The organism is Kitasatospora sp. NPDC023118, from assembly GCF_055560875.1.
This window is the reverse complement of sequence record NZ_JBVHHW010000032.1, coordinates 1-12,763: the sequence shown is the minus strand read 5'-3', so window position 1 is coordinate 12,763 and position 12,763 is coordinate 1. Positions and strand designations below refer to the sequence as shown.

At 70.7% G+C, this 12,763-nt stretch carries 10 protein-coding genes, 1 pseudogene and 1 riboswitch; of the genes and pseudogenes, 10 read left to right on the top strand and 1 reads right to left on the bottom strand.

Translation table 11 applies throughout. The features are described 5' to 3' along the window. Window positions 1-81 precede the first annotated feature (81 nt). From ACZ3UD_RS31150 to ACZ3UD_RS31115, 8 genes and pseudogenes are all read left to right on the top strand, one after another. Window positions 82-261 (top strand): hypothetical protein, encoded by a 180-nt coding sequence (locus ACZ3UD_RS31150; protein ID WP_465595139.1) that lies wholly within the window; start codon window positions 82-84, stop codon window positions 259-261. Between the two features lie 119 nt (window positions 262-380). Then, window positions 381-2,831: a non-reducing end alpha-L-arabinofuranosidase family hydrolase gene (locus ACZ3UD_RS31145; protein ID WP_465595137.1), complete on the top strand. Its 2,451-nt coding sequence runs from the start codon at window positions 381-383 to the stop codon at window positions 2,829-2,831. Window positions 2,832-3,037: 206 nt separating this feature from the next. Further along, window positions 3,038-3,493, top strand: a complete 456-nt coding sequence (locus ACZ3UD_RS31140) for a hypothetical protein (RefSeq protein WP_465595135.1) — start codon at window positions 3,038-3,040, stop codon at window positions 3,491-3,493. Between the two features lie 422 nt (window positions 3,494-3,915). Then, window positions 3,916-4,120: riboswitch (cobalamin riboswitch) on the top strand. A 197-nt stretch (window positions 4,121-4,317) separates the two neighbouring features. Next, window positions 4,318-5,187, top strand: coding sequence for an ABC transporter substrate-binding protein (locus ACZ3UD_RS31135; protein WP_465595134.1), 870 nt, complete (start codon window positions 4,318-4,320; stop codon window positions 5,185-5,187). After that, window positions 5,184-6,263, top strand: coding sequence for a FecCD family ABC transporter permease (locus ACZ3UD_RS31130; RefSeq protein WP_465595133.1), 1,080 nt, complete (start codon window positions 5,184-5,186; stop codon window positions 6,261-6,263). Before ACZ3UD_RS31135 ends, ACZ3UD_RS31130 begins: the two co-directional genes overlap by 4 nt. Next, window positions 6,260-7,078, top strand: a complete 819-nt coding sequence (locus tag ACZ3UD_RS31125) for an ABC transporter ATP-binding protein (protein WP_465595131.1) — start codon at window positions 6,260-6,262, stop codon at window positions 7,076-7,078. The genes ACZ3UD_RS31130 and ACZ3UD_RS31125 overlap by 4 nt, the downstream gene beginning before the upstream one ends. After that, entirely contained in the window at window positions 7,075-7,818 is a 744-nt protein-coding gene (locus ACZ3UD_RS31120; protein WP_465595129.1) for a (2Fe-2S) ferredoxin domain-containing protein, read from the top strand. Before ACZ3UD_RS31125 ends, ACZ3UD_RS31120 begins: the two co-directional genes overlap by 4 nt. A 211-nt stretch (window positions 7,819-8,029) precedes the next feature. Beyond that, a pseudogene (locus ACZ3UD_RS31115) lies at window positions 8,030-8,323 on the top strand (integrase core domain-containing protein); the annotation flags it as partial. 59 nt (window positions 8,324-8,382) lie between these two features. On the opposite strand, the gene ACZ3UD_RS31110 reads toward ACZ3UD_RS31115, so the two are convergent. After that, window positions 8,383-8,826 (bottom strand): MarR family winged helix-turn-helix transcriptional regulator, encoded by a 444-nt coding sequence (locus ACZ3UD_RS31110; RefSeq protein ID WP_465595127.1) that lies wholly within the window; start codon window positions 8,824-8,826, stop codon window positions 8,383-8,385. Window positions 8,827-9,004: 178 nt separating this feature from the next. On the opposite strand from ACZ3UD_RS31110, the gene ACZ3UD_RS31105 reads away from it, so the two are divergent. Further along, window positions 9,005-10,519 (top strand): MFS transporter, encoded by a 1,515-nt coding sequence (locus ACZ3UD_RS31105; RefSeq protein WP_465595125.1) that lies wholly within the window; start codon window positions 9,005-9,007, stop codon window positions 10,517-10,519. A gap of 82 nt (window positions 10,520-10,601) precedes the next feature. Beyond that, window positions 10,602-12,614, top strand: coding sequence for an aldehyde dehydrogenase family protein (locus ACZ3UD_RS31100; RefSeq protein ID WP_465595123.1), 2,013 nt, complete (start codon window positions 10,602-10,604; stop codon window positions 12,612-12,614). Window positions 12,615-12,763 lie beyond the last annotated feature (149 nt).

Genomic DNA, 12,763 nt, shown 5'->3' with positions numbered 1-12,763 from the left:
ACCGGCCGGATCCACTTCCCAGTGGTCACAGGCACCGCAGAAGGTTGCCGCGAGCCGGAAACTCTTTCAGGTCACCTCGTGATGAGGACGTTGATCAGCCTCCAAGCCGGCGTTGGCCCCCTGCCGCCCGAACAGCACGTCTTCGCCGGCCAGTACAACAACACCAGCGGACGGGACGCCAAGGACGACACCTACGCGCCGACGCACGGGACCGCCGCAGGCGTCCTCACGGTCCGGGGCGGCTTCGCGCCGACGGGATGAGGCTGCGCCGATCTCCGGCTCGACGAAATATTCCTCCCCGAGCACGGCAACCTTTCTGTTCATAGCGGCAACTGACGGGTAACCAGGGCCGAGATCAAGGCCCACCGCGCTAGAAGGACATGCCGTTGCCAGATCAGAACCGCTCTCATCGCCGCCGTCCGGCAACCCGCCGCCTGATCGCCACCGCCGTGGTGCTCGCCGCCGTGGGTGCTGCCGTACCGCTGGTCGCCCAAGCCGCATTCACGCCGAATGCCCCCACGCCGACCTCGGTCGGCGACGCAGCGGCCGGCAGTGGCCGCTACTTCGGCACGGCAGTGTCCTCGGGCAGGCTCGGTGACTCCACGTACTCCACCATTCTCGACCGGGACTTCAAGATGGTCACCCCGGAGAACGAGATGAAGTGGGACACCACCGAGCCCTCCCGCGGGTCGTTCAACTTCGCGCCCGCCGACTCGATCGTCAACCACGCCACCGCACACGGCCAGCGCATGCGCGGCCACACCCTGGTCTGGCACTCCCAACTGCCCGACTGGGTCAAGGCCACCACCGACCCCAACACCCTGCGCAGCGTGATGAACAACCACATCACCCAGGAGATGACCCACTACAAGGGCAAGATCTACGCCTGGGACGTGGTCAACGAGGCGTTCGCCGACGGCGGCAGCGGCCAGCACCGCGACTCCGTGTTCCAGAACGTGCTGGGCAACGGCTTCATCGAGGAGGCCTTCCGCACCGCCCGCACCGCCGATCCCTCGGCCAAGCTCTGCTACAACGACTACAACATCGAGAACTGGTCCGACGCCAAGACCCAGGGCGTCTACACCATGGTCAAGGACTTCAAGTCCCGCGGCGTACCGATCGACTGCGTCGGCTTCCAGAACCACTTCGGCGCCAGCGGCCCGCCGGCCAGCTTCCGGACCACCCTGTCCAACTTCGCCGCACTCGGCGTGGACGTCCAGATCACCGAGCTCGACATCGCCCAGGCGTCCGCCACCGCGTACACCAACGCCGTCCAGGACTGCCTCAACGTCGCTCGCTGCACGGGCATCACGGTCTGGGGCATCCGCGACAGGGACTCCTGGCGCACCGGCGAGAACCCGCTGCTGTTCGACGACAACGGCAACAGGAAGCCCGCCTACAACGCGGTGCTCACCACCCTGGACGGCGCCGGCGGCGGGACGCCGGGCGGCGGCATCACCTCGGGCACCGTCTACACGCTCTCCGCGACGGGAGCCTCCGGTCGCGTCCTCGACGAGTACGCGGGACAGAACGGCAACGGCACCCCGCTCCAGGTGTGGGACGCCAGTGGCGCCACCAACCAGCAGTGGCGGGCCACCAGGAACGGCGACGGCTCCTACACCCTGACCAACATCGCCAGCGGCCGGGTACTGGACGAACCGGGCAACCAGACCGGCAACGGCACCAGGGTGCAGGTCTGGGACTCCAACGGCGGCGCCAACCAGCACTGGAAGGCCGCCCGGAACAGCGACGGCTCGTACACGCTGACCAACATCGCCAGCGGCCGAGCCCTGGAGACCCCCGGCAACCAGACCGCCAACGGCACCGCCGTCCAGATCTGGGACTCCTGGGGCGCCGCCAACCAGCACTGGAACCTCAGGTCGTCCGGGTCCGGGTCGTCCGCCCCGACGCCGACCTCAACGGGCGGCTCGTGTGCGCTGCCGTCGACCTACCGCTGGTCCTCGACCGGTGCGCTGGCGCAGCCCGCGAATGGGTGGGGTGCGCTGAAGGACTTCACCGACGTCGTCTACAACGGCAAGCACCTGGTCTACGCGTCGAACGTCACGGGCTCGTCGTACGGTTCGATGGCGTTCGCTCCCTTCACCAACTGGTCGGACATGGCCTCGGCCGGCCAGACCGGCATGAACCAGAACGCGGTGGCGCCCACCCTGTTCTACTTCGCACCCAAGAAGATCTGGGTGCTGGCGTACCAGTGGGGTCAGTGGCCGTTCATCTACCGCACCTCCAGCGACCCGACCAACCCCAACGGCTGGTCCGCGCCGCAGCCGCTGTTCACCGGCGGCATCCCCGGCGCCGCCCCGATCGACCAGACCCTGATCGCCGACGACCAGAACATGTACCTGTTCTTCGCCGGTGACAACGGCAACATCTACCGGGCGAGCATGCCGATCGGGAACTTCCCCGGCAACTTCGGCTCGTCCTACACGACGGTCATGAGCGACTCGACGAAGAACCTGTTCGAGGCGCCCCAGGTCTACAAGGTCCAGGGCCAGAACCAGTACCTCATGATCGTCGAAGCCCGCGGCGCGAACGAGCAGCGCTACTTCCGCTCGTTCACCGCCACCAGCCTGAGCGGTTCCTGGACCCCGCAGGCCGCCAGCGAGAGCAACCCGTTCGCGGGCAAGGCCAACAGCGGCGCCACCTGGACCAACGACATCAGCCACGGCGACCTGATCCGCAACAACCCCGACCAGACCATGACCATCGACCCCTGCAACCTGCAGTTCCTCTACCAGGGCAAGTCCCCCACCGCGACCGGCCCCTACGACCAACTGCCATGGCGGCCGGGCGTCCTCACCCTGCAGCACTGACCCACCTGATCCACAGTGACCGAGATCGAGTGCGGCTCTCCGGCAAGGAGGTAAGCCGTTAACGGCACTGGCGAATCTAACTGCTGACCGACACTCGCTGCCGCGAGGAACCCCAGCCGCGCGTCGGCTGGGGTTCCTCTCTCTCGCGCACATGGACCAGGTGGCGAACGCGCACATCACCGGACTGCTGTTCGGCCCCGGGCGGCTTGCACTCAACTCCGCCCGCCGACAGCCGAGTCCAGAACGGGCCGCTGTGGTCGAACGGCTCGGTTGACCCGCACAGCACCATCTACTGGGCCCAGAGCGACCTCACCCTCAAGACCACCCAGCCGCTCACCTCGCTCACCGTGGAGCTGCGCATCGCACAGACCGGCGGCGTGCAGAACACCGGCAACTGGCGAACACTGCCGAGCGAAGACTTCACCGTCACCGTCCAGGAGTCCGGCGCTGCACTGGTCTACCGCTGGGTGCTCAAGCCGGGCCGTACCGTGCCGGCCGGGCAGCATGAATTCGCCGCCCAGTACAACCACGCCACCGGCGCGCGCAATACCACGAACGACAGCTACCGCATCGACGCGCAGACCCCGGCCGGTTCCGCCTCAGTCTGGGGCGGGTTCACCCCTGCGCCCTCGACCCGCCCTTCACCGACTTCATCGAAGTGATCACCGGCATGCGCAAGGGCGAAGCCTCGGCCTGCACTGGGACGACGTCCACCTCGACGAGGACGTACTGTTCGTCCGCTACACCCTCTCCTGCGTCGACAACCGCCACACGCACGATCCTCGAGCTGTGGGTGCCGGCGGAGGAGTTGGACGAGTTCAACCGGCACATCGTCGGCCGCATCGAGGTGGTGCACGAGTTCCGGCCGCAGCCCCACGTGGAGGCGAGCCTGTGATGGTCTTCCGCTGTGTGCACTGCAACCAGCCCCTGACCGAGTCATTGACGCTGCTCGCGCCGTTCCCGAGGCGGCCCGAGCCGGAGCAGCGGGAGGCTGTTGGGTTCGTGGTGTCCGCAGTTGGCTGCCGACGTCTCGTATGGCCGGTGGAGGTCCTTGAGCCGGCCAGCACCTGCCTGACCATGCCTGATACCTTGCCATCGCCGTGGTGTTCGGGAAACCGGTCTGATTCCGGTGCGGCCCTCGCCACTGTTGCCGCGGAGTTCCGCGGCCCTCGCTGACCGGCTTGCCCAGCGGTCAGGGCCACTGGGCGGGCTGGAAGAGCCGCCCGGGAAGGTCGGCCGCGGCGCGTCGATGCGGAAGCCAGGAGACCGGCCACGGCGCGACATGTTCCACGAGGGTTTTGGAGAACACGTGCCCAACGGTCAGCCACGCCCGTTCCGTTCCATATGTTCCGTTCGTCCCACAGGTCCGATACGTGTCGGCCGGGCAATCACGGCCTTCCTGTTCATCGGCGCGCTCGGAGGTTGCGCGGGCGCCCCCGCGCCCGTCGCGTCCGGCGGGGCGACCGAAGGCGCCGCGCAGGTCAGCGTGGACAACTGCGGGACCACCGTCACGGTCGGCGCGCCGCCCGGCCGGCTGGTGACGCTCAACCAGGGCGCCACCGAGGTGGCCCTGGCCCTCGGCCTGCAGTCCCGCATGGCCGGTACCGCCTACCTCGACGACTCCGTCCCGGAGAAGTGGAAGGCGGCCTACGACTCCGTCCCGGTGCTCTCCAAGGAGTATCCGACGAAGGAGAAGCTCCTCGCGGCCCGTCCCGACTTCCTGTACGCCTCCTACGCCAGCGCGTTCACCGACAAGGTCGCGGGCACCCGGGAGGAACTGCGCGGCCAGGGCATCCCGTCGTATGTGTCCCCGTTCGGCTGCTCGGACAAGAGCAAGGTGGCGCCGACGACCTGGCAGGCGGCGTGGGGCGAACTGAACGACGTCGCCAAGGTCTTCGGTGTCCCGGAGCGGGCCACCGCGATCCAGCAGCAGCAGGAGCAGCAGCTGGCCCGGTTGACGGCGACGGCTGCGGGCAAGGGCCTGAAGGTCCTGTGGTTCGACTCGGACACCAAGACGCCGTTCGTCGGCGCCGGCCACGGCGGGCCCCAGCTCGTGCTCGACGCCGTCGGCGCCCGCAACGTCTTCGCGGACCTGCCCGGTGGCTGGCAGAACGTGAGCTGGGAGAAGGTCGTCGCGGCGGACCCGGACGCCATCGTGCTCGCGGACGCGAGCTGGGACACGGCCCAGTCCAAGATCGACTACCTCACGAACGACCCGGTGCTGAGCAAGCTCACCGCCGTGCAGCGCAAGGCCTTCGTGGTGGTGCCGTTCTCGGAGTCGACCCCCGGCGTGCTGCTCGCCGACGGCGCCGCCAAGGTGTCCGCGGGACTCGGCCGACTGCACCCGGATTCATGACCACCGCACCCCACCCCGTCGCGCGGCGCTCCGGTCCGGGCCGCGCGACGGCGGCCCTGACCGTCGGTGTGGCCCTGCTGCTGACCGCCGTGCTCCTCGGCCTGGCCGTGGGCTCGCAACACGAGTCAGTCCGGACCGTGATCGACGTCGTCCTGCGCCGGCTCGGGCTGGGCGACCCGAACGTGACGCTGCTGGACGACCAGATCGTCTGGCAGCTGCGGCTGCCCCGGGTGCTGGGAGCGGCCGCCACCGGCGCCGGCCTCGCGGTCTGCGGTGCGGTGCTGCAGACGCTGACCGGGAACGATCTGGCCGATCCCTTCCTCCTCGGGATCTCGGAGGGAGCCGCGGCCGGCGCGGTCACCGTGATCGTCCTCGGCGTCGGCGTGTCCGGCGCCGTGGGCACCGGCGCGGTGGCGACGGCGGCCTTCGCCGGTGCCCTGCTCGCCGCCGTCGTCGTCCTGGCACTGGCCGGCGCGCGCAGCCGGTCACTTCCGACCGCCCGGACCGTGCTCGCCGGCATCGCGGTCGGGCAGATGTGCGGGGCCTACACCTCGTTCGTCGTGATGGTTCTCGGGGACCGCAACGCGGCGCGCGGTGTCATGGAGTGGACGCTGGGCTCGGTCGCCGGCGTGCGGTGGCCCACTGCCGTCTTCCTGATCGCGGTCGCGCTGGTCGGTGTCACGGTCCTGGCCTCCTCGGCCCGCGACCTGGACGCCTTCGCCTTCGGCGAGACCGCCGCCCGCTCCCTCGGCGTCCACGTCGACCGCACCCGCTGGGCCCTCGTCGCCACCGCCGCGCTGGTGACCGCGTGCCTGGTCGCCAACACCGGCGTCATCGGGTTCCTCGGCCTGGTCGTACCCCACGTGGTCCGTCTCGTCTGCGGCCCGCGGCACGCCCTCCTGCTGCCCGTGTCGGCGCTGGTGGGCGCGTCCCTCCTGGTGGGCAGCGACATCGTGGCGCGCTCGCTCCTGCCCGACCGGGAGATCCCCGTCGGCGTCATCACGGCCGGGCTCGGAGCACCCTTCTTCGCCTGGCTGCTGTGGCGCCAGGGGCGGACCGACGGGAGGGGCCAGTGACGGTGACGCCACCCTTCGAACTGCGCGCCGAGGGAATCGGCGTGCGAATCGGCGCAGCCACCCTGCTGGACGAGGTCTCGCTCGCGTTCGGCCCCGGCCGGATCACGGGCCTGCTCGGGCCCAACGGCGCCGGGAAGACCACCTTGCTGCGCGCGGTCGCCGGACTGACCCGGCCGAGCGCGGGGCGGGTCCTGCTGGACGGAGCGGACCTCCACGCGCTCACGGCCCGCCGACGAGCACGACGGGTGGCCTTCATGGAGCAGCAGGCGGACACCCGGCTGTCGCTGCCGGTCCGTCAGGTCATCGAGCTCGGACGCACGCCGCACCGCGGCCGCTGGCCCGTGCCGACGGACTCCGCCGCCGACGCCCACGAGCGGTCCGTGTTCGCCGAGGCCGTCGCCGCGGCCGACGTCGGCCACCTGCTCGACCGGTCCTGGCCGACGCTGTCGGGGGGCGAGCGGCAGCGGGTCCAGCTCGCGCGGGCGCTGGTGCAGGAGCCCGGCGTGCTCCTGCTCGACGAGCCCACCAACCACCTCGACCTACGCCACCAACTCGGCTTCCTCGAAACCGTACGCGGGCTGGGCATCACCACGGTGGCCGCGCTGCACGACCTCGAACTCGCCGCCGCCTACTGCGACGAGGTCGCCGTCCTGCTCGACGGCCGACTGGTTGCCCACGGGCCCGTCTCCGAGGTGCTCACCTCGGAGACGATCGCGCACGTCTACGGCGTCGACGTCACCGTGGAACGACACCCCCTCCACAACAGGCCGCACATCCGGTGGAACGGACTGCTCCGCGAAAGGACAACCCCATGACCTCCCCCGTCCCGGATGCCCCCGCCCACCGCACTGCCGTGCTCCTGGTCGGCATGTCGATCGGGGAAGTCGTCCGCCGTGACGAACTCCTCCGGACGGCGGCGCCGCACCGGGCCTCGATCGCGTTCCTGCAGCAGGGAGACCCCTCCCTGTCGGCCGAGCTGACCAGGCTGGCCGACGCGGGCAACGAGACCGTGGTCGTGATCGGCGTCCGCCTCGCGGCCTCCGGCCCGGCCCACTCCTGGCTGCGGCGGATCGCCGCGCACTGGTGGCGCGAGCGCGCGGGCCACCGCCCCGAACTCCTCGTCGCGACCCGCCTCGCCGACTCGCCGGACGCGGTCGCCACGGTGGCCGCGGTGACGAAGGCCATCACCGGCACGGAGCCCGGCCTCACGTCCGCGGCCTGGGAAGAGGTCCCCGGCCACCGGCACCAGGTCCTGGTGTGCCGTGGCCCGCGTTGCGCGGCCCTGGGCGCGGAGGAGGGACTACGCGCCCTGGTAGGAGAACTGACCGAGCAGGGCCTCGGCGACGACGACGTGCTCGTCACCCAGACGGGGTGCCAGTTCCCCTGCAACCAGGCCCCCGTCGTCAGCGTGCAGCCGGACGACGTCTGGTACGGCGGGATCGACCCGGTTACCGCCGGCCGCATCGTCACCGAGCACCTCGCCGACGGACGACCGGTCGAGTCCCACCGACTCCCCCGCCGCAAGAAGGAGCAGACCGACCACCACGACGGCTGATCGCATCCACCGTGCCCCTGCCGAGAACCTCATCCGGCCTGGTGGGAGGCAGGGTGTACGAGTGCCGGCCTCGCCGGTCGGGTAGGCGCTCTGGCAGGCCCGCGATCGCCCGGGATGATGACTGGTCGTGCTGCTGCGACTGGCGTACCTGGGCGTGACGACCGCATTCGCAGTGCTGCGGCTGCTGCCGATGAGCGACCGTGAGAAGGAGCTCAGCGCGGTCCGGATTCCCCGTATGAACTCCCTCATGGAGCGCTGGGTGCAGACCTGCCGCCGAGAGCTGCTGGACCGGACCCTGCTCTGGAACGAGCAGCATCTACTCCACGCCCTGCGGGAGTTCGAGAAGTTCTACAACCCCCACAGGCCGCACCAGGGCATTGCGAACGCCCGCCCCCTGCGTGCGCTTCCCAAGCCAGTCGATGACCCGGAACAAATCATCCGCCTCGATATACGCCGGGCCGACCGGCTCGGCGGCCTCCTCCACGAGTACCGACATGCGGCCTGAGCAGGGCGGATGAGGTTTCCGGCAAGCGCAGGGTCGGAAGGGGCCGGGGGTGGCCTCGGTCACCCGGGGAAGACCTGGCCCAGTAGCCGCTGAAAGGTCTGCCGGTCCGCCTCGTCCAGCTGCGCCAGCCCGGTGAGGCTGGACATCAGCTCCACCCGGATCTGCCGCACGGTCCGCTCGCCCTCCTCGGTCAGCAGCACGTTCTTGATGCGCCGATCGGCCGGGTCCACCTGGCGGCGGACCAGTTCGCGGGCCTCCAGTCGGTCGACGATGCCGGTGACGTTGGAGGCGTCGCAGGCGAGCAGGTCGGCCAGGGTGCGCATGGGGCGGGGCTCGCGGAGCAGGCTGAGTGTCTTGCCCTGCATGAGGGTGAGGCCGCGTTCGGCCGCCAGTGCGGCGAAGTGCCGGTAGTAGGCGGCCGCGGCCCGGGCGACCTGGTCCATCAGCTCGACCGGCGTGGGAGCGGCGGCGCCAGCGGCGGGCGGGGTGGCGGACTGGGTCATGCGTCGAGTGTAGGCGAAATTACTTGACTTCATCAATCTTTCAGGTTTACCTTCGACGCATTGCTTGAAGACATCAACCTTGCAGGCCTCAATCACCCAGGTCCCGCCCGCCGCCTTCAAGCCCCTGCCCGGCCCCACACCCCCGCGGCCGGCCCCTCCCGGAAGGACCCCCCACCTGATGAGCCACGCCGCGCCCCGATCCGCCGCCGGACAACGCGGCAGTACGCCCCTGATCCTGGCGCTGGGCCTGGCCGCGATGGTCGTGGCCATGGCGCAGACCCAGGTCGTCCCGATCCTCGCCCTGCTGCAGAAGCAGCTGCACACCGGTGCCGCCGGCGTCAGCTGGGTGACCACCGCCGCGCTGCTCTCGGCTGCCGTCTTCACCCCATTGCTGGGCCGGGTCGGCGACCAGTTCGGCAAGAAGCGCACACTGCTCGCCGTCCTCGCGGTGATGGTGGTCGGCTCGGTGATCGCCGCGACCACCACCTCGCTGGCCCTGCTGATCGTCGGCCGGGTGCTGCAGGGCTCCGCCACCGCGATCTTCCCGCTCGCCCTCTCCGTGATCCGCGACGAGGTGCCGAAGGAGAAACTGCACGGGGCGATGGCGCTGGTCAGCGGCACGCTGGCGTTCGGCAGTGGCCTCTCGCTGGTGGCCACCGGGCTGCTCACACAGGGCGCGCACCCCAACTACCACCTGGTCTTCTGGTTCTCCACCGCGCTGACCGTGCTCGCACTGGCGGCCGTCGCCGTCGTGGTCCCGCACGGCGGCTCGCCCACCGGGGGCCGGGTCGACGTGCTGGGCGCGCTCACCCTGGCCGTCTTCCTGGTCCTGCTGCTGCTCGGTATCTCGCAGGGCCACGAGTGGGGCTGGTCCTCCGCACGCACGCTGGGCTCGCTGGCCGGTTCCGCCGTCTTCGCCGCCCTCTGGGTGCTGGTCGAGCGGCGGGTGCGCAACCCGCTGGTGGACATGCGGATGTTCGTCCACCGCCAGGTGCTCTTCACCAACCTGACCGGGCTCTTCGTGGGCTTCGCCTCGTTCGCCCAGTTCATCGGCATCTCCTACCTGGTCCAGATGCCGGGTCGGCTGACCGGCTACGGCTTCACCGCCTCGGTACTGCGCGCCTCCGTCGAGTACCTGCTGCCCAGCGCCCTGATCGCCCTGGCCGCGGCCCCGGTCGGCGGCCTGCTGGTGCGGCGGATCGGCGCCCGCTCCACCCTCGCGGTCGGCGCGCTGATCGGCGTGGCGGGCTTCGCCTGGCTGGCCTTCGGGCACGGCGCCGAGGGCACGGTGATCACGGCGGGCATGCTCACCGGCATCGCGATCTCCTTCAGCTACGCCGCGATGCCCGCGCTGATCGCGGCCAGCGTCCCCCTGGAGCAGACTGGCATCGCCAACGGAATCAACTCCATCTCGCGCTCGGTCGGCAGCTCGATCGCCAGCGCCGTGGTGACCTCGCTGCTCGCCTCCAAGACGGTCAGCTACACCGTGCTCGGTGGCGCCGCGCTGCCCGCGGAGAGCCAGTTCACCCTCAGCTTCGTGATCGCCGCAGCCGCTCTGCTGCTGGCCGCCGTGGCCGCGATGGTCGGGCTCAGCAAGCACCACCGGCCGCTCACCGCGCCGGCCGCCGAGCAGCCGCGCGCCGTGGCGGCCACCGCGTCGGCCGACGCCGAGGCCGTCCCCAGCAACTCCTGATCAACCCGCCCGAAGCAGCCAACTCCTGATCAACCCGCACTCCCGATCACCCCGCAACCCCTTGCCAACCTGGAGCACCACCATGACTTCCGCCCTCTTCGTCGTCACCGGCGCCACCCAGTGGACCCTCGCCGACGGCACCTCGCACCCCACCGGCTTCTGGGCCGAGGAGCTCGCCGAGCCGCACCGGATCTTCACCGAGGCGGGCTTCGAGATCACCATCGCCACCCCCGGCGGCGTCGCCGCCCCCGTCGACCAGGGCAGCCTGAGCGCCGCGGCCAACGGCGGCGATGCGGGCGGGGGCCAGGAGAAGGCCGAGCGGCTCGCCAGCTACCTGGAGGCCATCCGCGCGGACCTGGAACACCCCGCGAAGCTTGCAGAGGTCGACCCGCAGGCGTACGACCTGGTCTTCTACCCGGGTGGCCACGGCCCGATGGAGGACCTCGCCGTGGACGAGGCCTCCGGTCGGCTGCTCACCCGGGTGCTGGAGTCGGGCAAGCCGCTGGGCGTGGTCTGCCATGCCCCCGCCGCGCTGCTCGCCGCCCGCCGCGAGGACGGCAGTTGGCCCTTCGCCGGCTACCGGATGACCGCCTTCAGCAACGCCGAGGAGCAGGCGGTGGGCCTGGCCGCCGGCGCCAAGTGGCTGGTCCAGGACCGCCTGGTCGAGCTGGGCGCCGACTTCGTGGAGGCCGCGCCCTTCACGCCGCACACCGTGATCGACCGCAACCTCTACACCGGCCAGAACCCGGGCTCCTCGGCCGAGTTGGCCAGCACCCTGGTCGCCGCCGTGGCCACCGACCCGGCCACCGTGGTGGCGCGCCTGCGCGCCTCCTTCGCCACCGGCCGCACCAGGCCGCTCGGCTGGCGGCTCGCCCAGCTGCATGCGCTGCGTGCGCTGCTCACCGAGCAGTCCGAGGTCCTCCTGGCCGCGCTCCACGCCGACCTGGGCAAGAGCGCGACCGAGGCCTACCGCGGCGAGGTCGGCTTCACGCTGAACGAAATCGACCACACCGTGGAGCACCTGGAGCGGTGGCTGCATCCGCGGCCGGCCGCTGTCCCCGGCGCCTTCCTGCCCGCCGAGGCCCAGGTGGTCCGTGACCCGCTCGGCGTGGTGCTGATCATCGCGCCGTGGAACTACCCGCTGCAGTTGGCCCTCGCCCCGCTGGTGGGCGCCCTCGCGGCGGGCAACACCGCCGTGGTCAAGCCCAGCGAGCTCACCCCGGTGACCTCCGCCGCGATCGCCCGCCTGCTGCCGCGCTACCTGGACCGGGAGGCCGTGGCCGTGCTGGAGGGCGATGTGCCGCAGACCACCGCGCTCCTGGAGCAGCGCTTCGACCACATCTTCTACACCGGCAACGGCCAGGTCGGCCGGATCGTCATGGCGGCCGCCGCCAAGCACCTGACCCCGGTCACCCTGGAACTCGGCGGCAAGAGCCCCGTGGTGGTCGAGCCCGGCGCCGATCTCGCGGTCACCGCCCAGCGGGTGGCGCGCGGCAAGTTCCAGAACGCCGGGCAGACCTGCGTGGCCCCCGACTACATCCTCGCCATCGGCGACACCGCCACCGCGCTGGAGGCGCACCTGACCGAAGCCGTGCACGCGCTCTACGGGGCGGACCCGGCCAGCAGCCCGGAGTACGGACGGATCGTCAACGAGCGCCACCACGACCGGCTCACCGCCCTGCTCGGCGACGGCCGGACCGTCACCGGCGGCGGCCACGACCGCGCGGAGCGCTACCTCGCGCCGACCGTGCTGGCCGAGGTCTCCCCCGAGGCGCCCGTGATGCAGTCGGAGATCTTCGGCCCCATCCTGCCGATCATCGCCGTGCCCGACCTGGACGCCGCGATCGCCTTCATCAACGAGCGCGACAAGCCGCTCGCGCTGTACGCCTTCACCGAGTCGGAGCAGACCAAGCAGCGACTGGCGACCGAGACATCCTCGGGCGGCCTCGTCTTCGGCCTCACGGTCTCCCACCTGGCCGTGCCCGAGCTGCCGTTCGGCGGCGTGGGCGAGAGCGGGATGGGCCGCTACCACGGTGAGTACTCGATCGACACCTTCAGCCACGCCAAGGCCGTCCTCGACAAGCCCCTCAACTGACCCGGCGGTTGGCCACGCCCCAACCTCGATCTCGCATGACGGCCCGTCACCTTGGGCGAATTCGAGGGGTCGTTGCAACACCGGTTCGGTTGTTCAGGCAGCGAGCAGTTTAGACAGACACTCGGCTGGGGTTTCCCAGCCGAGTGTCT